The sequence below is a fragment of the Variovorax sp. J22G73 genome (genome assembly GCF_030317035.1).
Lineage (GTDB): Bacteria > Pseudomonadota > Gammaproteobacteria > Burkholderiales > Burkholderiaceae_C > Variovorax.
Window position 1 is genome coordinate 141,863 of sequence record NZ_JASZYK010000006.1, and the last position, 22,394, is coordinate 164,256.

At 68.1% G+C, this 22,394-nt stretch carries 20 protein-coding genes; 13 read left to right on the forward strand and 7 right to left on the reverse strand.

Annotated features, from left to right (window positions below):
- The first annotated feature begins 260 nt into the window (after nt 1–260).
- From QTI51_RS22165 to QTI51_RS22175, 3 genes are read left to right on the forward strand one after another with little or no spacing between them, the layout of a single operon-like run.
- Entirely contained in the window at nt 261–1,148 is an 888-nt protein-coding gene (locus QTI51_RS22165; protein WP_286516224.1) for a tripartite tricarboxylate transporter substrate binding protein, read from the forward strand.
- A gap of 55 nt (nt 1,149–1,203) precedes the next feature.
- Nucleotides 1,204–2,898, forward strand: a complete 1,695-nt coding sequence (locus QTI51_RS22170; RefSeq protein ID WP_207786758.1) for a carboxylesterase/lipase family protein — start codon at nt 1,204–1,206, stop codon at nt 2,896–2,898.
- Nucleotides 2,899–2,930: 32 nt separating this feature from the next.
- The gene (locus QTI51_RS22175; RefSeq protein WP_116911444.1) at nt 2,931–4,334 is read left to right on the forward strand and encodes a dipeptidase; all 1,404 of its coding nucleotides are present in this window, start codon (nt 2,931–2,933) and stop codon (nt 4,332–4,334) included.
- A 34-nt stretch (nt 4,335–4,368) separates the two neighbouring features.
- Here the strand turns inward: QTI51_RS22175 and QTI51_RS22180 are convergent, their stop codons facing one another.
- Complete coding sequence (locus tag QTI51_RS22180; protein ID WP_116911445.1) at nt 4,369–5,661, reverse strand: DEAD/DEAH box helicase; 1,293 nt, start codon at nt 5,659–5,661, stop codon at nt 4,369–4,371.
- Nucleotides 5,662–5,708: 47 nt separating this feature from the next.
- On the opposite strand from QTI51_RS22180, the gene QTI51_RS22185 reads away from it, so the two are divergent.
- From QTI51_RS22185 to QTI51_RS22205, 5 genes are all read left to right on the forward strand, one after another.
- The gene (locus QTI51_RS22185; protein WP_116911446.1) at nt 5,709–6,089 is read left to right on the forward strand and encodes a translation initiation factor Sui1; all 381 of its coding nucleotides are present in this window, start codon (nt 5,709–5,711) and stop codon (nt 6,087–6,089) included.
- 7 nt (nt 6,090–6,096) lie between these two features.
- Nucleotides 6,097–6,333 (forward strand): DUF3820 family protein, encoded by a 237-nt coding sequence (locus QTI51_RS22190; protein WP_116911447.1) that lies wholly within the window; start codon nt 6,097–6,099, stop codon nt 6,331–6,333.
- Nucleotides 6,334–6,512: 179 nt separating this feature from the next.
- Nucleotides 6,513–6,926, forward strand: coding sequence for an RNA-binding regulator (gene rbp / locus QTI51_RS22195; protein ID WP_108139928.1), 414 nt, complete (start codon nt 6,513–6,515; stop codon nt 6,924–6,926).
- Nucleotides 6,927–7,135: 209 nt separating this feature from the next.
- Nucleotides 7,136–7,624 (forward strand): tripartite tricarboxylate transporter TctB family protein, encoded by a 489-nt coding sequence (locus tag QTI51_RS22200; RefSeq protein WP_116911448.1) that lies wholly within the window; start codon nt 7,136–7,138, stop codon nt 7,622–7,624.
- 12 nt (nt 7,625–7,636) lie between these two features.
- The gene (locus QTI51_RS22205; RefSeq protein WP_116911449.1) at nt 7,637–9,148 is read left to right on the forward strand and encodes a tripartite tricarboxylate transporter permease; all 1,512 of its coding nucleotides are present in this window, start codon (nt 7,637–7,639) and stop codon (nt 9,146–9,148) included.
- Nucleotides 9,149–9,244: 96 nt separating this feature from the next.
- Here the strand turns inward: QTI51_RS22205 and QTI51_RS22210 are convergent, their stop codons facing one another.
- The gene (locus QTI51_RS22210; RefSeq protein ID WP_116911450.1) at nt 9,245–10,003 is read right to left on the reverse strand and encodes a TSUP family transporter; all 759 of its coding nucleotides are present in this window, start codon (nt 10,001–10,003) and stop codon (nt 9,245–9,247) included.
- Between the two features lie 417 nt (nt 10,004–10,420).
- On the opposite strand from QTI51_RS22210, the gene QTI51_RS22215 reads away from it, so the two are divergent.
- Both QTI51_RS22215 and QTI51_RS22220 read left to right on the forward strand, forming a co-directional pair.
- Complete coding sequence (locus QTI51_RS22215; protein WP_116911451.1) at nt 10,421–11,656, forward strand: ammonium transporter; 1,236 nt, start codon at nt 10,421–10,423, stop codon at nt 11,654–11,656.
- Between the two features lie 22 nt (nt 11,657–11,678).
- Nucleotides 11,679–11,981, forward strand: a complete 303-nt coding sequence (locus tag QTI51_RS22220; RefSeq protein WP_116911452.1) for a hypothetical protein — start codon at nt 11,679–11,681, stop codon at nt 11,979–11,981.
- A 40-nt stretch (nt 11,982–12,021) separates the two neighbouring features.
- Here the strand turns inward: QTI51_RS22220 and QTI51_RS22225 are convergent, their stop codons facing one another.
- The 4 genes from QTI51_RS22225 to amaB form a co-directional block, all read right to left on the reverse strand.
- Entirely contained in the window at nt 12,022–13,695 is a 1,674-nt protein-coding gene (locus QTI51_RS22225) for a thiamine pyrophosphate-binding protein (RefSeq protein WP_116911453.1), read from the reverse strand.
- Nucleotides 13,696–13,853: 158 nt separating this feature from the next.
- Complete coding sequence (locus QTI51_RS22230) at nt 13,854–15,026, reverse strand: pyridoxal phosphate-dependent aminotransferase (protein WP_286516276.1); 1,173 nt, start codon at nt 15,024–15,026, stop codon at nt 13,854–13,856.
- 53 nt (nt 15,027–15,079) lie between these two features.
- Complete coding sequence (locus QTI51_RS22235) at nt 15,080–15,988, reverse strand: amino acid ABC transporter substrate-binding protein (protein WP_116911455.1); 909 nt, start codon at nt 15,986–15,988, stop codon at nt 15,080–15,082.
- A 168-nt stretch (nt 15,989–16,156) separates the two neighbouring features.
- Nucleotides 16,157–17,695, reverse strand: coding sequence for an L-piperidine-6-carboxylate dehydrogenase (amaB, locus tag QTI51_RS22240; RefSeq protein ID WP_116911456.1), 1,539 nt, complete (start codon nt 17,693–17,695; stop codon nt 16,157–16,159).
- Between the two features lie 193 nt (nt 17,696–17,888).
- On the opposite strand from amaB, the gene QTI51_RS22245 reads away from it, so the two are divergent.
- Nucleotides 17,889–19,049 carry a hypothetical protein gene (locus QTI51_RS22245; RefSeq protein WP_116911457.1) on the forward strand — a complete coding sequence of 387 codons (1,161 nt, stop codon included), beginning with the start codon at nt 17,889–17,891 and terminating at the stop codon, nt 19,047–19,049.
- A gap of 188 nt (nt 19,050–19,237) precedes the next feature.
- Here the strand turns inward: QTI51_RS22245 and QTI51_RS22250 are convergent, their stop codons facing one another.
- Nucleotides 19,238–20,128, reverse strand: a complete 891-nt coding sequence (locus QTI51_RS22250) for an IclR family transcriptional regulator (RefSeq protein WP_116911458.1) — start codon at nt 20,126–20,128, stop codon at nt 19,238–19,240.
- Nucleotides 20,129–20,347: 219 nt separating this feature from the next.
- Here QTI51_RS22250 and QTI51_RS22255 point away from each other — a divergent pair, with 219 nt between their 5' ends.
- On the forward strand, nt 20,348–21,454 hold the full coding sequence (locus QTI51_RS22255) for an ABC transporter ATP-binding protein (RefSeq protein WP_116911459.1): 1,107 nt from the start codon (nt 20,348–20,350) through the stop codon (nt 21,452–21,454).
- Entirely contained in the window at nt 21,451–22,311 is an 861-nt protein-coding gene (locus QTI51_RS22260) for an ABC transporter permease (protein WP_116911460.1), read from the forward strand. Before QTI51_RS22255 ends, QTI51_RS22260 begins: the two co-directional genes overlap by 4 nt.
- The last annotated feature ends 83 nt before the right edge of the window (nt 22,312–22,394 follow it).

Consider the following 22,394-nt stretch of genomic DNA (forward strand, 5'->3'; position numbering starts at 1 on the left):
CGCGAGCGTGTTTGCATGCGGGGTCTGCATGAGTGATGCGCATGGTAATGACAAAAACAATGCATTGGACGGATGAAAGACCGATTCCTAGCATCCAGCGCACACCACTCAAGACCCAGGAATTCACCATGAAACGATTCGGCCGATGGCTCTGCGCGCTAGCTTTTCTGGGCTGCGGCACGGCGGGGACGGCGCAAGCGCAGCCACAAGCGCAGTCACAAGCACAGCCACCCGCCTTCCCCTCGAAGGTGGTCACGCTGATGGTCCCCTACCCCGCCGGCGCGGCCAGCGACTTCACCGCGCGGGCGCTGAGCGAACCCTTCGCCAAGGCGCTCGGCGGCCCGGTGATCGTGGAGAACATCGGCGGGGCGACCGGCGCCATCGCCGCGGCCAAGGTGCTCGGTGCGCCGGCCGACGGCCACTACCTGTTCCAGGGCTCGCCCAACGAGCTGATCCTGTCGGGGCTGGTGAACAAGAGCACGCGCTACAAGCCCGAGGACTTCCAGTGGATCGCGCCGGTGGCGACCTCGCCGCTGGTGCTGGTGGTCAACAGCAAGCTGCCGGTGCATTCGCTGGACGAGTTCGTGGCGCTGGCGCGCGCCCGCAAGGACGCGCCGTTGAGCTACGGCACGCCGGGCGCGGGCACGCTGTACCACCTGCTCGGCGAGCTCTTCACCCGGCGCACCGGCGCGCCCCTCACGCACGTGCCCTACAAGGGCGGCGCGCCGATCATCCAGGACCTGCTCGGCGGGCAGATCGACTTCGCGTTCATGCCCTACCAGGCCTTCTACGTGGACTACGTGAACCAGGGCCGCCTGCGCCTGGTCGGCTCGCTCTCTCCGGGCAAGCGCCTGCCCGCGCCCTTCGACACGCTGCAGACCAGCGCGCAGAGCAAGGACATGAAGGAGTTCGACTTCGGCATCTGGACCTCGTACATGGTGCGCAAGGGCACGCCGCAGCCGGTGGCCGAGCGGCTGAACGCGGCGATCGCGACCGCGCTGAAGAACCCGCATGCACGCGCGCAGCTGGAGTCGCAGGCCAAGACGGTCTTCGAGCCGATGAGCCTGGAGGCGGGCGAGAAGTTCTACGCGAGCGAGGTGGCGCGCTACCGCGAGCTGGTCAAAACCATCGGCTACGAAGCGCCCTGACGGTCGCGGTCTTTCCGCCCCATCGCCATTCGATTCCCTTCGAGGAGACGCATTCATGAAGAACGGACACATCCCCGGCCTCGCGCTGACCCTGGCGCTCGCGCTGTCGCTCTCGGCCTGCGGCGGCGGCGGGGGCGCCACGGGTTTCGGCGGCATCGCGCTGCCACCTTCCGCCACACCCGCGACAGCCGAGCCCCCGGCGCCGGTGGCGCCACCACCCGCGCAGGACCTCTCGCTCGCCACGACCACCGAGGGCCAGGTCGCGGGCACGGCCGGCGCCGAGGTGGTGTCCTTTCTCGGCATTCCCTATGCGCAGGCGCCGGTGGGCGCGCTGCGCTGGGCGCCGCCGCAACCGCCGGCCGCGCGCACCGGCACGCTGCAGGCCAAGGCCTTCGGCAACGCCTGCCCGCAGGCGACCGGCGCGGTGTCGTCGCCGATTGCCGAAGACTGCCTCTACCTGAACGTGTGGAAACCCGCGGGCACGAAGCCCGGCGACCGGCTGCCGGTGGTCTTCTACATCCACGGCGGCGCCTTCACGCTCGGCTCGGGCGAGATGGGCCCGAGCCCGCTGGCCAGCCGCGGCGTGGTGGTGGTCAGCCTGAACTACCGGCTGGGCGCGCTCGGCTACCTGGCCAACCAGGCGCTGCGCGCGGCCAACAAGGACGGCAGCCTCGGCAACTTCGCGGTGATGGACCAGCTCGCCGCGCTGGGCTGGGTGCAGAAGAACATCGCGGCCTTCGGCGGCGACGCGGGCAACGTCACGCTGTGGGGCACCTCGGCCGGCGCCACGCAGAGCTTCTCGCTGCTGCAGTCGCCCAAGGCCAAGGGGCTGTTCCAGCGCGCGGTGATGCAGAGCGGCGGTTCGGCCGAGTACTCGAACCCGAGCATGGACACCTCGCTGGCCGTCGGCGACATGGCGGTGAAGAACCTGGGCTGCAACACCGCGGCCGACGTGGTCGCCTGCCTGCGCGCGCTGCCCGTGTCGGCGCTGCTCGGCCAGGGCGGGCTCAAGTGGCGACCCACGGTGGACGCGCAGGTCATCACGCAGGTGCCCGCGCGCGCCTTCCAGAGCGGCAACTTCAACCAGGTGCCCGTGATGATCGGCGGCGTGTACGACGAGGGCACGCTGTTCGTCGACACGAAGCTGAGCGCCGACAACTACCCGCTGTACCTGCGCAGCCTGGCACCGGCGGGGTACGACACCACGGCCATCGAGGCCGCGTACCCGGTCGGCAGCTACGCCGTGCCCGCGCAGGGCTTCGCGCGGGCCATGGGCGACGCGCTGTACGCCTGCGGCAACAGCGCGCGGCGCGATGCGCTGTCGGCCTGGGTGCCGGTGTACGGCTGGGAGCTGACCGACCCGCAGCTCTCGTTCCCAGCGAGCCCCACGAATTTCTACTACGGCACCGCGCACGGCATGGACAGCTACTACTTCACCGGCACGGTCGACGCGCTGCCCAGCTACCCGTACTTCGACCCCGGCAGCGCCACGCCAGACGCGGCCACCACGGCGCAGCGCAAGGCGCTGTCGGCGCAGATGGTTTCGTACCTGCTCAACTTCGCGAAGAACGGCGACCCGAACGGCGACGGCCACGAGGTCGCCACGCCCTGGCCGCGCTTCACGGGACCGTCGGACCGCGCGCTGATCGACTTCAGCTACCCCGCCGTCAAGACCTCGCGCAACGCGTTCGAGCAGGCGCACAAGTGCGACACGCTGTGGGGGCCCGCCGTGTTCCCGCCGCTGTACTGAACCCTGACCTTCAGACCCCCAACGGATTCCCCATGAACGAACAACACGTCATCGACCACCTCGCGGCGCGGCAACCCGAGATCGTGGACTGGCTCAAGGCCTTCCTGCGCATACCGAGCGTGAGCGCCGACCCGGCCTTCGTGCAGGGCATGCACAGCGCGCGGCGCTTTCTTGTCGATCGGCTGGAACACATCGGCCTGGCCAACGTGCGGCTGCTCGACGGTGGCGGCGAGCCTGCCGTGTACGGCGAATGGAACGGCGCGCCGGGCAAGCCCACGCTCATGGTCTACGGCCACTACGACGTGCAGCCGGCCGACCCCGTCGACCAGTGGCGCACGCCGCCCTTCGAGCCCACGGAGGTGAACGGCCGGCTCTACGCCCGTGGCACTTCCGACGTGAAGGGCTCGACCACCATCGCGCTGGAGGTGATTGCCGCGTTCCTCTCGGTGCAGGGCGCCTGCCCGGTGAACATCAAGATGTTTCTCGAAGGCGAGGAAGAAACGGGCAGCCCGTCGCTGCGCACCCTGGTCGAACGCCACCGCTCATTGCTGCAGGCCGACGCGGTGCTCTCCGCCGACGGCGGGCGCGCGAGCGCCGAGGTGCCCACCATCAACACCGGCGCGCGCGGCAACGCGCAACTCGAGGTGCGGCTGCGCACCGCGCACAAGGACCTGCACTCGGGCCGCTACGGCGGCAGCGTGCGCAACGCGCTGCACGAGATGGCGCGGCTGGTGGCGTCGCTGCACCACGCGGACGGCAGCGTTGCGGTCGAAGGCTTCCACGACGGTGCGTTGCCGCCGACCGCGCGGCAGCGCGACGACACGGCCGCGTTTCCGTACGACGAGGCGGCGTTCTTCTCGGACGTCGGCGGCAGCGCGCATGGCGAGCCGGGCTACACGGCGCGCGAGCGCGTCACGCTGCGGCCCGCCCTCGACGTCAACGGCCTGTGGGGCGGCTACACCGGCGGCGGCGGCAAGACCATCGTGCCCTGCGAGGCGCAGGCCAAGCTCACGCCGCGCGTGGTCGCGGGACAGGACCCGGCCGCGGTGATCCGCGCGGTGCTGCGCCACCTGCAACGCCATTGCCCCGAAGGCTGCACGCTCGACGTGGTGGCGATGAACGACGGCTCGCCCGCATCGACGCTCGCCGCGGACCATCCGCTGGTGCGCGCGGCCGAGGCGGTGCTGGAGCGCGAGAGCGGCCGCCGGCCCATTCACGTGCGCCTGGGCGCGAGCGTGCCGGTGACGGCGATCTTCAAGGAGATGCTGGGCATCGACACGCTGATGTTCGGCTTCAACCTGCCCGACGAGGACGTGCACGCGCCGAACGAGTTCTTCAGGCTGAAGTCGATCGGCGAAGGCACGCGCGGGTGGACGCTGCTGCTGGCGGAGCTGGCGAAGCATTCGCCGGCGTCGTTCCACGCCGGGCGGGGCTGAGGCGGAACTGGGGACGGAACCGAGCAAATCGGGCTCAGAGCCCGCCGTCGTTCCCGTTGTTGTCGCCACCCGCTTGCGCGGCCTTCGCCGCCGCGCGCAGCTTGTCCTTCTTGCTCGGCCGCTTGCCCTTGACGCCGCCGGTGCCCGACGCGTCCGTCACCGGCACGGCCACCTCGGTCGGCTCGAAGCCTTCGATGCGCTCGCGCGGCAGGCTCAGGCCCTGGCGCTTCTCGATCAGCTGGAAGTGCGCCTCGGTCGACGCGCTCACGAAGCTGATCGCCAGGCCGCTCTCGCCCGCGCGCCCGGTGCGGCCGATGCGGTGGATGTAGTCGGTCGGCGAGCGCGGCAGGTCGTAGTTGATGACCACCGGCAGCTGCGCGATGTCGATGCCGCGCGCCGCCAGGTCGGTGGCAATCACCACGTCCCAGCGGCTCTGCTTGAACTGCGACAGGATGTCGGTGCGCGTGCCCTGCGCGATGTCGCCGTGGAAGGGCACCGCGTAGATGCCGTTCTTGTAGAGCTTCTCGGCCACGATCTGTGCCGCATGCTGCGTGGCGACGAACACCAGCACGCGGTCCCATTCGCCTTCGTGCTGCTTGAGCAGGTGGCGCAGCAGCTGGGTGCGGCGGATGGCGTCGACCTCGATCACGCGCTGCACGATGTTGGGCTCGGTGCCGGGCTCGCCCTGCACGTCGATCACCGCGGGCTCGTGCAGCATGCCGTCGGCCAGCGCCTGGATGGCGGGCGGGAAGGTGGCGGAGAACAGCAGGTTCTGCCGCTTGGCGGGCAGCAGCGCGAGGATGCGGCCGAGTTCCTCGGCAAAGCCAAGGTCGAACAGGCGGTCGGCCTCGTCGAGCACCAGCGTGGACACGGCGGCGAGCCGCAGCGCGTTGTGCTCGACCAGGTCGAGCAGCCGGCCCGGCGTGGCCACGACGATGTCGGCACCGCCGCGCAGGCCCATCATCTGCGGGTTGATCGACACGCCACCGAAGGCGACGACGATCTTCAGCCGTTCGGGCAGGTGCTGCGCCAGGCTGCGCAGGGTCTCGCCGACCTGGGCCGCGAGCTCACGCGTGGGCACGAGCACCAGGGCGCGCACGCGGCGGGGGCCTTCGGCCTGCGCGGCGCGCTCGCTGCTCAGGCGCTGCAGCAGCGGAAGGGAAAATGCGGCGGTCTTGCCGGAGCCGGTCTGCGCCGAGCCCCGCACGTCGCGACCTTGCAGAATCGCGGGGATGGCCGCGGCCTGGATGGCGGTCGGCGCGGCGTAGCCGCTTTCGGCGGCAGCCTGCACGAGCGCGGGGGCCAGGCCCAGTGAATCGAATGGCATGTGAGCAGACAGAGAGAAAAACCCGAGATAGAGAAGAGACGTATCGAATGTCGACGATGAAACAGCGCAATCAAGCCGGCAGCGCACTGGTGTACTCCACCGAGGCGGGCGGGCGCATGTGCCCGGACTGCGGCGAGCCGGTGGCCCAGTGCCGCTGCAAGGAACTCAAGGCGCGCGTGCCGGCCACCGACGGCATTGTGCGTGTATCGCACGAAACCAAGGGCCGCAAAGGCAAGGGCGTGACCGTGGTGAAGGGCGTGGCGCTGAACGCCGAAGGCCTCGCGGCGCTGGGCAAGCAGCTGAAAACCGCCTGCGGCTCGGGCGGCACGGTGAAGGACGGCGTGATCGAAATCCAGGGCGACCATCGCGACACCGTGATCGCCGCCCTCGTAAAGCAGGGCCACACCGTCAAGCGGGCCGGAGGCTAGCCGCGCGATGAAACCCGAAGACCTGCAGCGCCTGGTGACCCTTCAAATGCCCTTTGGCAAGCACAAGGGCACGCTGATTGCCGATTTGCCCGGAAATTACCTGACCTGGTTTGCACGCGAGGGTTTTCCCTCAGGAGAAATTGGCCGACTGCTCGCTTTGATGCATGAAATAGACCACAACGGCCTTTCAGACCTGCTCAAACCGTTGCGAAACCGCCCGCCGGCTCGCGATGTTTCTCAATAACACACGAATTTCCAACGCTTTTTGCAATTGGGGCTGATAATCCGGCCCACGTGTCTGTGAGCTTTGTCTCCCGTGCACGTAATTCGGTGATCGGTCAGTTTCGCGCCACAGCGCACTTGTTTGTTGTGATTCTGGGACTCCATCGCTTTGTCTTGTTGGTTTGAATTAGGAGTCCCTCAATGGGCAAGAAACTCTACGTAGGCAACCTCGCCTACTCCGTGCGTGACAACGACCTGGAACAAGCTTTCGGCGAGTTCGGCTCGATCGTCAGCGCCAAGGTCATGATGGAACGCGACACCGGTCGTTCGAAGGGCTTCGGCTTTGTCGAAATGGGCACGGACGCTGAAGCACTCGCAGCCATCGAAGCCATGAACGGCCATTCCCTGCAGGGCCGCGCCCTGACGGTGAACGAAGCCCGTCCGATGGAAGCTCGTCCCCCCCGCACCGGCGGTGGTGGCGGCGGCGGCTACGGTGGTGGCGGCGGCGGTGGCGGCTACGGCGGTGGTGGCGGCGGCTACGGCGGCGGCGGCGGTGGCCGCAGCGGTGGTGGCGGCGGTTACGGCGGCGGCGGCGGTGGCCGCGGCGGCTACTAAGCCCTCCCCTGCACTCGAAGCGTTTCGGCGCTTCGAATGAAAAGAAAAAGCTCCTTCGGGAGCTTTTTTCGTTTCTGCGCCACCGTTCGACCCCGGCGGTCAGGTCACCCTAATAGAAACCCGGTAAGCATTTGTCCGTACCCTCGCGGTCAGCCAACGGTCAGCCGCGCGGAACGACCCTCACCCCTCCAAAACAAGAGGGGCGAGACATGCGCATCAAGAGTCAGGCGGACTTCTTTTCAGGAGTCATGTTCACCAGCGTGGGAGGGGCCTTCGCGATAGGCGCCACCACGTACACCATCGGCGACGGCGCCCGCATGGGGCCGGGGTACTTCCCGCTGATGCTGGGCATCCTGCTGGCCGTGCTGGGCGCCATCATCATGTTCCAGGCCCTGGTGGTCGAAACCACCGACGGCGACCCGATCGGCAAATGGGCCTGGAAGCCGCTGGCCTTCGTGCTCGGCGCCAACCTGGCCTTCGGCGTGCTGCTGGGCGGTCTGCCCAGCATCGGGCTGCCGGCGATGGGAATGATCATCGCCATCTACGCGCTCACCATCATCTCGAGCATGGCCGGCGAGCACTTCAAGCTGCGCGACGTGCTGGTTCTCTCGACCATCCTGGCGGCCGGCAGCTACGTGGCCTTCATCTGGGCGCTGAAGCTCCAGATCCAGGTCTGGCCCACTTTCATTTCGGGCTGAGGAGCGAACACCATGGACCTGATCCACAACCTTTCCATCGGTTTCGGCGTCGCCTTCACCTTCACCAACCTGCTGTACTGCCTGCTGGGCTGCATCCTGGGCACGCTCATTGGCGTGCTGCCGGGCATCGGGCCGGTCGCGACCATCGCGATGCTGCTGCCCGCCACCTACGCGCTGCCACCCGTGTCGGCGCTGATCATGCTGGCCGGCATCTACTACGGCGCGCAGTACGGCGGCTCCACGACGGCCATTCTGGTCAACCTGCCGGGCGAGTCCTCGTCGGTGGTCACCTGCATCGACGGCTACCAGATGGCAAGGCAGGGCCGCGCGGGTCCGGCGCTGGCCGCGGCGGGCCTGGGCTCGTTCTTTGCCGGTTGCGTGGGCACGCTCATCCTGGCCGCCTTCGCGCCGCCGCTGACCGAGCTGGCCTTCAAGTTCGGCCCGGCCGAGTACTTCTCGCTGATGACGCTGGGCCTGATCGGCGCGGTGGTGCTGGCCTCGGGCTCGCTGATCAAGGCGGTGGCCATGATCGTGCTGGGCCTGCTGCTGGGCATCGTGGGCACCGACGTGAACTCGGGCGTGGCGCGCTTCAGCTTCGACGTGCCCGAGCTCACCGACGGCATCGGCTTCGTGGTGATCGCCATGGGCGTGTTCGGCTACGGCGAAATCATCGGCAACCTGTCGCAGCCCGACGACGAGCGCGAGGTGTTCACGCACAAGGTGAAGGGCCTGTGGCCCACCAAGGAAGACTTCAAGCGCATGACGCCGGCGGTGCTGCGCGGCACGGCACTGGGCTCGGCCCTGGGCATCCTGCCGGGCGGCGGCGCGCTGCTGGCATCGTTCGCGGCGTATGCGCTGGAGAAGAAGATCAAGATGCGCCCGGGCGAAATGCCCTTCGGCAAGGGCAACATCCGCGGCGTGGCGTCGCCCGAGTCGGCCAACAACGCTGGCGCGCAGACCTCCTTCATTCCGCTGCTGACGCTGGGCATTCCGCCCAACGCGGTGATGGCGCTGATGGTGGGTGCCATGACCATCCACAACATCCAGCCCGGCCCGCAGGTGATGACCAGCAACCCCGAGCTGTTCTGGGGCCTGATCGCCTCGATGTGGATCGGCAACGCGATGCTCATCATCCTGAACCTGCCGTTGATCGGCATGTGGATCAAGCTGCTGTCGGTGCCTTACAAGTTCCTGTTCCCGGCGATCGTGCTGTTCTGCGCCATCGGCGTGTACTCGACCAACAACAACACCTTCGACGTGTGGATGGTGGCGGCCTTCGGCTTCATCGGCTACCTGTTCATCAAGCTCCGGACGGAGCCGGCGCCGCTGCTGCTGGGCTTCATCCTGGGGCCGATGATGGAAGAGAACCTGCGGCGCGCCCTGCTGCTGTCGCGCGGTGCGTGGAGCGTGTTCGTCACGCGGCCGCTGTCGGCGGGGCTGCTCGCGGCGGCGGTGCTGCTGCTCGGCATCGTGCTGCTGCCTTCCATCAAGGCCAAGCGCGAAGAGGCTTTTGTCGAAGAGTGAGCGTCTCGGCTTTCTCTGCGAGCCCCCGGTTTCGGGGGCTTTTTCATTTCCGGTGGTTGTTCGGTGCGCTGCCGTTCGGCACGCGCGAACAGGCCCCTACCGAAGAAACGCGTCGTAAGCCGTCTTCAGGATCAGCGCGCTCACCACCACGATGAACACCACGCGCACGAACCCCGCGCCGTGCTTCAACGCCACGCGCGTCCCCAGCAGGCTGCCCGCCACATTGGCCACCGCCATCACCAGACCGTAGTGCCACCACACGTGGCCCTTGGCCGCCAGCAGGATCAGCGCGGCGGCGTTGGTCAGCGTGTTGATGATCTTGGCGGAGGCCGAGGCGTTGAGAAAGTCGTAGCCCATCCAGCGCACGAACAGGAACACCAGGAAGCTGCCCGCGCCCGGCCCGAAGAAGCCGTCGTAGAGCCCGATCGACAGGCCGATGGTGCAGGCCGCCACGGTTTCGGCGCGGCCGGTGAAGCGCGGCGCGTGCAGCCGGCCCATGTCCTTGCGCGCCAGTGTGTAGAGCAGCACCCCCAGCAGGATGACCGGCAACGCCCGGCGCAGGAAGTCGCCGGGAAACATCGTGACACCCCAGGCACCCAGCATCGCGCCGACGAAACCGAGCAACGCGGCGGGCCACAGCGCACCCCAACGCATCTGCACCCGCTGGCTGAACTGGGCCGCCGCGGCCGCCGTGCCCCAAATGGACGCGCTCTTGTTGGTGCCCAGCAGGGTCGCCGGTGGTGCGCCCGGGAACACGGCGAACAGCGCCGGCACCAGGATCAACCCGCCCCCGCCCACGATCGAATCGACAAAACCCGCGAGCAGCGAGGCACCCGTGACCACCAGCATTTCCATGGCTGGATTGTCTCACCCACTTCGCTATCGAAACGATAGCTGCACGCGCATGCGCACCATGCCTTGGGAGCCACTTCGGCTCGGGTAAAAAACCCGGACTTCCCGTTCGGACAGGCATAAAAAAAGGCGCCGACCAGCGGCGCCTTTTCAAGTTCTGACCAGGCATCTCGTACGGAGCCTTTGAAGATTTTTCTTGTTGCTTGGGAAGTTGTCTCCTCGGACCCTCGGCAGCACGAGCAGGGCCCGTTCGCGAGTGGGCAGACTTTAGGGCGTGCACCGCGCCAGTGCATTAGGAATTACCCGCTTTGTCTTACGTCTGAAACACGTTTGTCGAACCAAAGTGTGTCGGAGCGTTAACGACATGGCATGACTTGTGCACGTAAGGCCACAGTCCACAACTCGAAGAAGACACCGGCCATGGCCTTGGCAGCACAAGCCTCCATCAACGCGGCAGACACCGCGTGGATGATGACCTCGACCGCGCTGGTGCTGCTGATGACGCTGCCCGGCATTGCGCTCTTCTACGCGGGCATGGTGCGGCGCAAGAACGTGCTGGCCACCATGGCGGCCGTGGTGGCCATCGCGGCGGCGGTCTCGCTGACGTGGTTCCTCGTGGGCTATTCGCTCGCGTTCACGCCCGGCTGGCCCTGGCTCGGCGGCCTGGGCAAATGGGGCTTCTCGGGCTTCGAATACCTGAAGGAAGCGGGCCAGGTGGCGGTGAGCCACGTGGCGCCCAACGTGCCCGAGTCGGTCTACGCGATGTTCCAGCTCACCTTCGCCATCATCACCACCGCGCTGGTGCTGGGCGCCTTCGTGGAGCGCATGCGCTTCTCGGCGGTGCTGTGGTTCGCGCTGTTGTGGAGCGTGCTGGTGTACGCCCCGGTCGCGCACTGGGTGTGGGAGCCGGGCGGCTGGCTCGCGCAGATGGGCGCGCTCGACTTCGCGGGCGGCTCGGTGGTGCACGTCAACGCGGGCATCGCGGGGCTGGTGTGCGCCTATGCGCTGGGGCCGCGCAAGGGCTACGGCAAGGAGGCCTTCGAGCCCTACAGCCTGGCGATGACGATGATGGGCGCGGGCCTGCTGTGGGTGGGCTGGTTCGGCTTCAACGCGGGCTCGGCGGTGGCGGCCGACGGCCGTGCGGGGCTGGCGATGCTGGTGACGCACATCGCGGCGGCCGCGGGCGCCATGAGCTGGATGGTCGGCGAATGGATCGTGCGGCGCAGCCCGTCGCTGCTGGGACTGTGCTCGGGCCTGGTGGCGGGGCTGGTGGCCATCACGCCGGCGGCGGGCTTCGTCACGCCGCTGGCCGCGCTGGCCATCGGCGCCATCGCGGGGCTGGCCTGCTACTGGGGCGCCACCGGGCTCAAGCACCTGCTGGGCGCGGACGACTCCCTGGACGTGTTCGGCGTGCACGGCATCGGCGGCATCGTGGGCGCACTGCTCACGGGCGTGTTCGCCGACGCGCGCATCTCGGGCGCCACCGGCGACGTGCTGACCCAGGCGATCGCAGTGGGCAGCGTGGCCATCTACAGCGCCACGGGCACGGCGGTGGTGCTCTTGCTGGTGCACGCGCTGGTGGGCCTGCGCGTCGACGCGCAAAGCGAGCAGCTGGGCCTCGATCTTGCACAGCACAGGGAGCACCTGGGGAGTTGACGCACGCACCGAAGGAGGAACCATGCCGTCCATGTCCGAAAGCGAACGCATCGCCCTCGCCGCCCGCCTGCATGTGGCCCTTCGGCGAAAGCATGGGCGCGTGACCGACACCGAATGGATGGCGACCAACGCGGAGTACGCCGCGGAAATCGTCCGCATGACGCGGGCGCATGCCGCCGAGACGAAGGACGACGAGCTCGACCAGCTCGCCACGCGGCTGGAGCAGGCGATGGAGCCGGTGGCGCGCGCGGCCCGGCTGGCGGCGCGGCAGCCCGACGGGCAGCCGCCCACGCCGCCGCCGCGCTACGTCGGCGGCCTGCGCTGACCGTTCGCAGGCCCGCGCTCGGCGTTCGGGCCGCCCCCGATCAAGCCGCGGCCAGCGCCGCCTTGCGAATCGACTGCAGCGTGCTGGCCGGCGTGATGGCTTCCGGGTCCAGCAGGCAATGCAGGATGGCCGGCTTGCCGCTGGCGCGCGCGCGGGCCAGCGCGGGGCCGAACTCTTCGGTGGTCGTCACGCGCTCGCCGTGGCCGCCGAACACCTCGGCGTAGCCGCGGAAATCGGGGTTCTTCAACTGCGTGGCACTGATGCGGCCGGGGTAGTGCCGCTCCTGGTGCATGCGGATGGTGCCGTACATGGCGTTGTCCAGCAGCACCACGATGATCGGCAGGCCGTACTGCACGGCCGTGGCGAACTCCTGGCCGTGCATCATGAAATCGCCGTCGCCGGCGAACACGACCACCTCGCGCTGCGGCCACAGCCGCTTGGCACCCACGCCGGCCGGCAGGCCGTAGCCCATCGAGCCACTGGTGGGCGCCAGCTGGCTGGCAAATGCGCGAAACGGCCAGAAGCGGTGCACCCAGGTGGCGAAGTTGCCCGCGCCGTTGCAGAAGATGGTGTCGGCCGGCAGCACCTCGCGCAGGTGCTGCATCACCTCGCCCATCTGCAGCGGACCCGGAATGCGGATCGGGGCCGGGTCGCTCCAGCGCAGGAAGTCCTCGCGCGCGGCCTTCGTCTCGGCCTGCCATGCGGGCGTCGCTGCGGGGCGCAGCGCGGCCACGGCTTCGGCGAAGGCCTGCGGCGTGGCGTGGATGCCCTGCGCCGGGCGGTAGAGCTTGCCGAGCTCGTCGGCGTCGGCGTGCACGTGCACCAGCGCCTGCCGCGGCTGCGGAATGGCCAGCAGCTCGTAGCCCTGCGACGGCACCTCCGACAGCCGCCCGCCCACCAGCAGCACCAGGTCGGCATTGCGGATGCGCTCCAGCATGCGCGGGTTGGCGCCCAGGCCCAGGTCGCCGGCGTAGCTGGGGTGCTCGGCCGACAGCAGCATCTGGCGGCGGAACGAGCAGTACACGGGCAGCGAGTACGCGGCCGCGAAATCCGCGAACTGCAGCGCGGCCTTTTCCGACCAGCGGCTGCCGCCCAGGATGACGACCGGGCGCTGCGCCTGCGCAAGGCGCTGCTGCAGCTCGGCGAGTTGCGCCGCGCCGGGATGGGTTTCGGTGACGGCGTAGGGCAGCGCGTCGGCGACCGTGACGGCTTCGGTCAGCATGTCTTCGGGCAGCGCGATCACCACCGGGCCGGGGCGGCCCGAGGTGGCGACGTGGAAGGCGCGCGACACCAGCTCGGGCAGGCGCGCCGGGTCGTCGATCTGCACAACCCACTTGGCCATGGTGCCGAACACGGCGCCGTAGTCCAGCTCCTGGAAGGCCTCGCGGCCCAGCGCGTCGCGCGCGACCTGGCCGACGAACAACAGCAGCGGCGTGGAGTCCTGGTGCGCGATGTGCACGCCCGCGGCGGCGTTGGTGGCGCCGGGGCCGCGGGTGACGAAGCAGATGCCGGGCTTGCCGGTGAGCTTGCCCTGCGCCTCGGCCATCATGGTCGCGCCGCCTTCCTGGCGGCACACGGTCACGTCGATGGCCGCATCGTGCAGCGCGTCGAGCACGGCGAGAAAGCTTTCGCCGGGCACGCAGAAGAGCTGCTGCACGCCGTGGGTGATGAGCTGGTCGACCAGGATCTGGCCGCCGGTGCGGGGTGAGGTCATGCTTGTTCCAAAAGGCTGAAGGTAAGGAGAGCGGCTCCTTCCCCCGCGGGGGGAAGGTTGGGATGGGGGCAAGCGGCGTTGGCTACACCGGCAGCAATTGACATGCCGCGAGGCCCCCACCCCTGTCCTCCCCCGGAAGGGGAGGGAGACATGCAGAGTCATTCGAGGGCGTTGCACGCGGCGACGATGCGGCTGCACGCCTCTTCCAGTTGCGACATCGACGTCGCATAAGAAATCCGGAAATACGGCGCCAGCCCGAACACGCTCCCCGGCACCACCGCCACCTCGAAGTCCTGCAGCAGGTAACTGCAGAAGTCGCTGTCGCTTTGCAGCCGCGTGCCGCCGCGCGTGCGCTTGCCCATCACCCCGGCGCAGCTCGCGAAGGTATAGAACGCCCCTTCGGGAACGCGGCAGCGCAGCCCCGGCGCGCGGTTCAGCGCGGCCACCACGAAGTCGCGCCGCGACTGAAAGTCCGCGCACCGCTCGGCCACGATGTCCTGCGGCCCGGTCAGCGCCTCGATGGCCGCGGCCTGGCTGATCGACGACGGGCACGAGGTCGTCTGGCTCTGCACCACCGCCATCGCCGCGATGAGCGCGCGCGGCCCCGCCCCGTAGCCCAGGCGCCAGCCGGTCATCGCGTAGGCCTTCGACACGCCGTTCAGCGTCAGCGCGCGCTCGCGCAGGCGCGGCTCCACGGCCACGGGCGTCGCGAACGCGAGGCCGTCGTAAAGAATGTGCTCGTAGATGTCGTCCGCCAGCACCCACACCTGCGGGTGCCGCAGCAGCACCTCGCACAGCGGCTGCAATTGCGCCGCGCTGTAGGCCGCGCCGCTCGGGTTCGACGGCGAATTGACGAAGAGCCACTTCGTGCGCGGCGTGATGGCCGCCTCGAGCTGCGCCGCGTCGAGCCGGAAGCCGTTGGCCTCGGTGCATTGCACGCTCACCGGCACGCCGCCGCAGATCTGCACGATGTCCGCGTAAGACGTCCAGTACGGCGCCGGCAGGATCACTTCGTCGCCCGGGTCCAGGCTGGCCATCAGCGCGTTGAAGATGACCTGCTTGGCGCCCGCGCTCACGCTGATCTCGTCGAGCGCGAAGTCCAGCGCGTTGTCGCGCCTGAACTTCAGCTGCACCGCCGCCTTCATCGCCGGGCTGCCGTCGAGCACGGTGTAGCGCGTGTCGCCGCGCTCGATGGCGCGCACTGCGGCCTCGCGCACGTTCTGCGGCGTGTCGAAGTCGGGCTCGCCCGCGCCCAGCACGATCACCGGGCGGCCGGCGCGCTTGAGCGCGTTGGCATGGTCGGTGATGCGCAGAATTTCCGACACGCCCATGGCGCGCACGCGCTGCGCCGGCCGAAAGGCGATGGAGGTGGCGCTGTGCTGGCTCACTTGGCGTACGCCTCCAGCGGCTTGTCGTTGGGCTCGGCCATCAGCTGCTTGAGCGCCGGGCTCATCGGCAGGTTCAGGCTGGTGTTCTTCGGCGGAATGGCGGCCACGAACCACTTGGTGTAGATCTTCTCGAGGTCCCCACTCTTCATCATGCGGCGCAGCGAGTCGTCCACCGCGGTCTTGAAGGCCGGGTCGTCCTTGCGGAACAGCAGCGCGATCGGCTCGGAGCCCAGCGCCTCGCCGACGATGCGGTAGCTCGCCGGGCTCTTCGAGTTCGCGATGATGCCGGCCAGCAGGTTGTCGTCGAGCACGAAGGCATCGGCGCGGCCCGACTCCATCAGCAGGAAGCTCTCGAGGTGGTCCTTGCCCAGCATGGTGTTGTAGGACACGTTCTGCGCGCGCTCGCGCTTGCGCAGCAGCTGCACGGCGGTGGTGCCGGTCGAGGCCGACACGTTGCGGCCCGCGAGCTGGTCGAGCGTGGTGATGCCCGAGTCGACCTTGGTGGCCATGCGCACCTCGCTCACGTACGTGGTGAGCGCGAAGGCCACCTGCTGCTGGCGCGCGGTGTTGTTGGTGGTGGGGCCGCAGCCGATGTCCAGCGTGCCGTTCTGCACCAGCGGAATGGTGTTCTGCGCGGTGACGGCCATGTACTCGAGCCTGGCCTGCGGCGCGATGTCCTTCAACACGCGCTCGCACAGCTCCACGTGGTAGCCCACGTACTTCTCGCCCGCGCCCAGCATGTAGGCCATGGGCGGCGAGGCCTCGCGCACGCCGAGCACCACCTTGCCGCTCGCCTTGATCTTGTCGAGCGTGCCGGTGGCGGTCTGCGCGGCGGCGCCGAATGCCAACGCGAGCATGGCGGTTGCGATGGCGGTGGTGGCCGCTGTCTTGAAGGGAATGTGCATGGTCTCTGTCTCCTGTGGTTGTTGTGATCTGCAAGGCAAAGGCTGGCCGCGAGCAGCGGACAGCCCGTTCGCGAGACATCGCGGAGCCGGCTTTGCCGGGCCGCTGATGTCGCCCCCGGAAGGGGGTTGGCGCAGCGACACGAAGTGCGCGAAGCCTGGGGGAGAGCCTTACTCTCCGATATCGAACGTGACGCCTTGCGCCAGCGGCAACGCGGTCGAGTAGTTGATGGTGTTGGTCGCGCGGCGCATGTACGCCTTCCAGCTGTCGGAGCCGGCTTCGCGGCCGCCGCCGGTTTCCTTCTCGCCACCGAAGGCCCCGCCGATCTCGGCGCCGCTCGGGCCGATGTTGACGTTGGCGATGCCGCAGTCGGAGCCCGCGCTCGACATGAAGCGCTCGGCCTCGCGCACGTTCAGCGTGAAGATCGACGACGACAGGCCCGCGCCCACTTCGTTGTGCCATTCGATGGCCTCGTCGAGCGTGCTGTAGCGCACCACGTAGAGGATGGGCGCGAAGGTCTCGCGCAGCACCGGGCCGGCGTGCGACTTGAGCTCGACCAGCGCGGGGCGCGCGTAGTAGGCGTCGTTCGTGCCGATGCCCTCGACGCGCTGGCCGCCGTGCACCGTGGCACCGGCCTCGCGGCTTTCGCCGAGCGCCTTCTGCATGCCGTCGAAGGCGGCGCGGTCGATCAGCGGGCCGACCAGCGTGCCGGCTTCGCGCGGGTCGCCGACCTGCACGTTGCCGTAGACCTTGGCCAGCTTGGGCACCAGCTGGTCGTACACGCTGTCGTGCACGAACAGGCGGCGCAGCGTGGTGCAGCGCTGGCCGGCCGTGCCCATGGCCGCGAAGGCGATGCCGCGCAGCGTGAGGTCGAGGTCGGCCGAGGGCGTGACGATGGCGGCGTTGTTGCCGCCCAGCTCCAGAATGGCGCGGGCGAAGCGCGCGGCCAGCTTCGGCCCCACCTGGCGGCCCATGGCCGTGGAGCCGGTGGCCGAGAGAATGGGCACGCGGTGGTCGTCCACCAGCACCTCGCCGATGTCGCGCTGGCCGAGCAGCAGGCCCAGCAGGCCCTCGGGCGCATCGCCGAAGCGTTCGATGGCGCGCTGCGCGATGGCATGCACGGCCAGGGCGGTGAGCGGCGTCTTTTCGGACGGCTTCCACACCACCGAGTCGCCGCACACCAGCGCCAGCGCCGCGTTCCACGACCACACGGCCACCGGAAAGTTGAAGGCCGAGATCACGCCGCACACGCCCAGCGGGTGCCAGGTTTCCATCATGCGGTGCTCGGCGCGCTCGGTGGCCAGCGTGAGGCCGTACAGCTGGCGCGACAGGCCCACGGCGAAGTCGCAGATGTCGATCATTTCCTGCACTTCGCCGGCGCCTTCGGACGGGATCTTGCCGGCCTCCAGCGTCACCAGGCGGCCCAGGTCGCGCTTGGCCGCGCGCAGCTCTTCGCCCAGCAGGCGCACCAGCTCGCCGCGGCGCGGGGCCGGCACGTTGCGCCAGGCCTTGTAGGCGGCATGGGCGCGGCCGATGGTGTCGGTGGCTTCGCCCGGCGTGGTCTGGCGCACCTGCGCGATCACCTCGCCGGACACGGGCGAGCGCACCGTGAGCTCGCCGCCGGTGTGCGCCTCGCGGGGCACGCCCAGGCGCAGCAGCAGCTGCTCGACTTCGGTGGCGACGGGAAGAGGGGTGTGGGCTTCGGACATGGACGCGCTCCGGGGAAGGAGGTGAAGGAAGGAAGGCAAACGGGACGGTGAAAGCCGGCCAATATCAGCGAACTCCGCGCGATTGGCTAGCGACAAATTGGAAGGACGTGATGCGTTTTGGGAAGGAAGCCCCCTACAAATCGTGCTGAAATCGCACGCATTTTTCCCAGCACCGTCGCCAAAGCGGTTAACCATGAGCTTCGAATTTCAGAGTCAACCGCCGGAAGACTACGCAGAACTGATTGCCGAGCATCAACTGCTTACCCATTGGTTAGCACTTCACCACCGGAGAGGTGTTGCGGACGACCTGCACGGCAGAATGATCGACAGAGAGAACCGGACGGTCGTGTACTGCATCGGTGGGATTGGCATGGGCAACGGCAGGCGGTTTGCGCTCGTCCAGCAGCGAGGCATCATCATCTTCAATGCAATGGAGTCGCTCACGTCGGAGCGTGAGCGGGCGATGCGACTGTCGAGCGTCGAAGTTCCGGAGGCGTTCGATACGCGGCGTGACGTTTTTCGAACGCTGATTGTGGAAGCTTGCAAGTGCTACTACGACTGGGTCGACAAGGATTGGCCATGCTCGCCAATAGTGCAGTTCGAATTCGACAGCCACCCATGGCGCATCGTCCCAACCCGATATTCCAGGCTTTACTGGCTGGAACAAGCAAAGAAGTTGAAAGTTGCGGCAAAACCGAAGTGGCTTGCCGTCTGGCGTTCGCTGGTCAGCCCACTGGCTAGCACTGTTGCACTGGCCTTCCTGGCAGCGCTGTCGCTAGCGCAGGTGCGCATTCCGCTTCCGGCCGTGGTGCTGGCGGCCTGCTGGTTCTGGTGGCGCCTTTCGAGGTATGACGACGACCTCTTGCTTGGCCCGTGGTTGGTCGGCAAGACGAAACTGAAAAATCCAATGAGCGTTCATAAGACGATGTTGCGCTTGCTGGAGCCCCGATCACTGAACGCGTTCAAAGTCGTGTTGATTCGCCCTGGAGCATCTCGGCCAGACTGTTTCACGTTGAAAGTGCTGAACACCAGTTGGTATCCGGCTTTCCATTTCTCGATATCGGCGAAGGAGGTTGCCGACCTCGTGGCGCCGGGATTCAGCGATGCGCTGCGCGCCGCCAACAAGGGAACCGCTAATCAGGATGCACTCCATGCCGTGTTCTCCGACCTTCAACGTCGCTGGCTGCTCCCCCGTCAAGCGATCGAATGGCATGTCAAAGCACAAGCCGAATTTCCTCTCGAAAAGGCCAAGCTCGAAGTCGTCGCCCTTCTCGCCATCTCAAGGCACGTCTCAGGCGAACCCAAGCACGGATCGCAGAGTTTTCGGTTGCCTGTGGAGGTCGCTGACCGATGACCGTTGAAAGCGATGCGACGCCCTTACCGATCAATCTGAGCCAACTCGGCGGAAGTGGTGGTGATCGAGATGGTCATGACGCTGCGTGTTTCCCGGACGTTTCCGAAAGCGAAGCCTTCGACAGCACAGCGGCATGAAGATGACCTGCAGGCGTTGTTCGCGGAGATCGACAGGGCAACCCCCAGCCATCAGCCCGGCCCCGGCGCCTCGGGCAGCTCGATCTTCTGCCCCGCCGGCGAGCTCGCCAGGCTCTGCGCCGGGCGCCTCAGCGTGGCGTCGAACGGGTTGATCTTCGGCCCGATGGCCGCCGCCTCGCGCTTGAGCAGCTCCACCACCGTCGGCATGCGGTCGGCGTTCAGCCGGTCGGCGATGGTGCCCACGCTCAGCGCCGCCACCGCGCGCCCCTCGCGGTCGAGCACGGGCACCGCCACCCCGGCCATGCCTTCGAGCAGCCCGGTGTTGCGCCCCGCGTAGCCCTGCTGGCGCACGCGCTCTATCTCGGTGCGCAGGTACACCTCGTCATACACGCCGTACTCGCGCACACGCGACAGGTTGAAGCGAATGACCTCTTCGCGCTCGGCCTCGGGCAGGAAGGCCAGGATCGCCAGCGCGCCCTGTCCCACGCCCAGCGCAATGCGCCCGCCGATGTCGCCGGTGAACGAGCGGATGGGAAACGGCCCCTCGCTGCGGTCCAGGCAGATGGCGTCGAAGCCGCTGCGCGCCAGCAGGAAGATGCTGTCGCCCAGGCTGGCGCACAGCCGCAGCAGCACCGGCCGGCAGATGGAGCGCAGGTCGCCGGGGTTGCCCGCGCTGGCGGCCAGCGCGAAGAAGTCGATGCTCAGGCGGTAGAGCTTGCTGCGCTCGTCCTGCTCGACCATGCCCTCGGCCATGAGCGACTGCAGCAAACGGTGCGTGGTGGCCTGCGTGAGGCCCACCGAGCGTGCGATCTGGGTCACGCGCCCGCCCTCGGCCTGCACCGCGCCGAGCGCGCGGATCACCGAGAAGACGCGCGGCACGCCGCCGCTGGCCGCCGTGGTTGCCGAGGTAGCTGCCGAAGTGACCGCCGAAGTGCTTTCCATGCCTTGTTCCTGTGGAATTCGATCCATTGCTTTCGGTCATGATATTCCATTGATCGGAATAAATTAAAGAAAGATTCTGATTAATGGAATACCCGAGGCGATCTGGCGCAATCGTTGCAATAGAGTGAATTGAACGCAGCACGCTGTCCATGGCCTGCACCAACTTGAAACGTGGTGCCCAAGGCCATCTTTTCGCCCCCCGCAGAAAGGCAAGCCTCCATGTCATTCCTTCGGCTGACCGACGTCACCAAGTTCTACGGCGCCACCCGCGCGGTGTCGGCCATGAACCTCACGGTGGAAAAAGGCGAGTTCGTCTCGCTGCTGGGGCCCTCGGGCTGCGGCAAGACCACCACGCTGCAGATGATCGCGGGCTTCGAGGCCGTGAGCAGCGGGCGCATCGAGCTCGCGGGCAAGGACATCACGCATGCCAAGGCCAACACGCGCGGCCTGGGCATCGTGTTCCAGACCTACGCGCTGTTCCCGCACATGACGGTGGCCGACAACGTGAGCTTCGGCCTGGAAATGCGCAAGATGCCCAAGGCCGAGCGCGCCGAGCGCGTGAAGCAGGCGCTGGCGCTGGTGCACCTGGAGGCCCACGCCGCGCGCTACCCGCGCGAGCTCTCGGGCGGCCAGCGGCAGCGCGTGGCGCTGGCGCGCGCGCTGGTCATCGAGCCGCCGGTGCTGCTGCTGGACGAGCCGCTGTCCAACCTGGACGCCAAGCTGCGCGAGGAAATGCAGTTCGAGCTGCGGCAGATCCAGCGCAAGGTCGGCACCACCACGGTGATGGTCACGCACGACCAGAGCGAGGCCATGTCCATCAGCGACCGCGTGGTGGTCATGGAGGGCGGCTGCGCCACGCAGATCGACCACCCGCAGCGCGTGTACGAGCACCCGAGCACGCGCTTCATCTCCACCTTCGTGGGCAAGGCCAACCTGCTGGACTGCCGCGTGTCCGGCAGCGGCGCCACGCGCACCTGCGTGGAGGTCGGCACGCTCTCGCTCGACGTGGAGGACGACACCGGCTTCTGCGTCGACGCCTCGGCGCTGCTGAGCGTGCGGCCCGAGAAGCTGCAGCTGGTGCCGCCGGGCCGCGGCCGCATCGACGGCGAGGTGCAGGAGCGCTTCTTCCTCGGCAGCCAGTGGCTCTACCGCGTGGCCACGCCCGTGGGCGACCTCACCGTGCTGAGCCCCAACGACGGACGCGACGCGCTCGAGGAAGGCGCCCGCACCGGCATCGACTGGCCCGCGCACTGCATGCGCCTGCTGCCGGCGGATGTGCCGGTGGATGTGTCGGTGGGTGCGCCGGCGAAGGCTGTCGCGGCATGAGCGCATCGAAGCACACGGCCACCCCCTGGTGGCTCTCCGCCCCGGCGCTGCTGCTGTTCACCGCGCTGCTGGTGGTGCCGCTCGCGCTCACGGCGGTGCTGTCGTTCAACGTGTACGACCCGGCCACCGGCCCCAAGGCGGGCGAGTTCACGCTCGCGCACTACGCGCTGGTGTTCTCCGACTCTTATTACCTCGGCATCTTCTGGCGCACCTTCTGGGTGTCGGGCCTGGTCACGCTGATCTGCGTGGTGATCGGCGCGCCCGAGGCCTACGTGCTCAGCCGCATGCGCAACCCGTGGCGCTCGGTGCTCCTGCTGGTGGTGCTGGCGCCGCTGCTGGTGTCGGTGGTGGTGCGCGCCTTCGGCTGGAGCATGCTGCTCGGGCCCGAGGGCGCCGTGAACGGGCTGCTGGGCCTGCTGGGCATCGGCCCGGTGAAAATTCTGTACACCAACGCGGCCGTGGTCATCGCGCTGGTGCACGTCATGCTGCCCTTCATGGTGATCCCGGTGTGGACCTCGCTGCAGAAGCTGGACCCGGGCGTCGAAAACGCCGCCCTCTCGCTCAACGCCACGCCCTTCACCACGCTGCGTCGCATCGTGCTGCCGCAGGTGATGCCGGGCATTCTCTCGGGCAGCCTGATCGTGTTCGGCCTGGCAGCGAGCTCGTTCGCGATTCCGGGGCTGCTGGGCGGACGCAGGCTGAAGATGGTCGCGACCATCGTCTATGACGAGTACCTGAGCGAACTCAACTGGCCGTTGGGCGCCGCCGTCGCGCTCGTGCTGCTGGTAGCCAACCTCGTGGTCATGCTCAGCTACAACCGCCTGGTAGAAGGCCGCTACAAGAAAGCGCTGGGCTGAACATGACCCCCACGCTCCATCACTTCGTGTATTCGCTGCCCCCCGAGGGGGCGCGTGCCTCCCTTGGGGCGGCCCGGCGGGAG

What these genes read in the sequence shown, in the direction of transcription:
- QTI51_RS22165 (WP_286516224.1), top strand. Translation starts at nt 261, where the DNA reads ATGGTCCCCTACCCCGCCGGCGCGGCCAGCGACTTCACCGCGCGGGCG.
- QTI51_RS22170 (WP_207786758.1), top strand. Translation starts at nt 1,204, where the DNA reads ATGAAGAACGGACACATCCCCGGCCTCGCGCTGACCCTGGCGCTCGCG.
- QTI51_RS22175 (WP_116911444.1), top strand. Translation starts at nt 2,931, where the DNA reads ATGAACGAACAACACGTCATCGACCACCTCGCGGCGCGGCAACCCGAG.
- QTI51_RS22180 (WP_116911445.1), bottom strand. Translation starts at nt 5,661, where the DNA reads ATGCCATTCGATTCACTGGGCCTGGCCCCCGCGCTCGTGCAGGCTGCC.
- QTI51_RS22185 (WP_116911446.1), top strand. Translation starts at nt 5,709, where the DNA reads ATGTCGACGATGAAACAGCGCAATCAAGCCGGCAGCGCACTGGTGTAC.
- QTI51_RS22190 (WP_116911447.1), top strand. Translation starts at nt 6,097, where the DNA reads ATGAAACCCGAAGACCTGCAGCGCCTGGTGACCCTTCAAATGCCCTTT.
- rbp (WP_108139928.1), top strand. Translation starts at nt 6,513, where the DNA reads ATGGGCAAGAAACTCTACGTAGGCAACCTCGCCTACTCCGTGCGTGAC.
- QTI51_RS22200 (WP_116911448.1), top strand. Translation starts at nt 7,136, where the DNA reads ATGCGCATCAAGAGTCAGGCGGACTTCTTTTCAGGAGTCATGTTCACC.
- QTI51_RS22205 (WP_116911449.1), top strand. Translation starts at nt 7,637, where the DNA reads ATGGACCTGATCCACAACCTTTCCATCGGTTTCGGCGTCGCCTTCACC.
- QTI51_RS22210 (WP_116911450.1), bottom strand. Translation starts at nt 10,003, where the DNA reads ATGGAAATGCTGGTGGTCACGGGTGCCTCGCTGCTCGCGGGTTTTGTC.
- QTI51_RS22215 (WP_116911451.1), top strand. Translation starts at nt 10,421, where the DNA reads ATGGCCTTGGCAGCACAAGCCTCCATCAACGCGGCAGACACCGCGTGG.
- QTI51_RS22220 (WP_116911452.1), top strand. Translation starts at nt 11,679, where the DNA reads ATGCCGTCCATGTCCGAAAGCGAACGCATCGCCCTCGCCGCCCGCCTG.
- QTI51_RS22225 (WP_116911453.1), bottom strand. Translation starts at nt 13,695, where the DNA reads ATGACCTCACCCCGCACCGGCGGCCAGATCCTGGTCGACCAGCTCATC.
- QTI51_RS22230 (WP_286516276.1), bottom strand. Translation starts at nt 15,026, where the DNA reads ATGGGCGTGTCGGAAATTCTGCGCATCACCGACCATGCCAACGCGCTC.
- QTI51_RS22235 (WP_116911455.1), bottom strand. Translation starts at nt 15,988, where the DNA reads ATGCACATTCCCTTCAAGACAGCGGCCACCACCGCCATCGCAACCGCC.
- amaB (WP_116911456.1), bottom strand. Translation starts at nt 17,695, where the DNA reads ATGTCCGAAGCCCACACCCCTCTTCCCGTCGCCACCGAAGTCGAGCAG.
- QTI51_RS22245 (WP_116911457.1), top strand. Translation starts at nt 17,889, where the DNA reads ATGAGCTTCGAATTTCAGAGTCAACCGCCGGAAGACTACGCAGAACTG.
- QTI51_RS22250 (WP_116911458.1), bottom strand. Translation starts at nt 20,128, where the DNA reads ATGGAAAGCACTTCGGCGGTCACTTCGGCAGCTACCTCGGCAACCACG.
- QTI51_RS22255 (WP_116911459.1), top strand. Translation starts at nt 20,348, where the DNA reads ATGTCATTCCTTCGGCTGACCGACGTCACCAAGTTCTACGGCGCCACC.
- QTI51_RS22260 (WP_116911460.1), top strand. Translation starts at nt 21,451, where the DNA reads ATGAGCGCATCGAAGCACACGGCCACCCCCTGGTGGCTCTCCGCCCCG.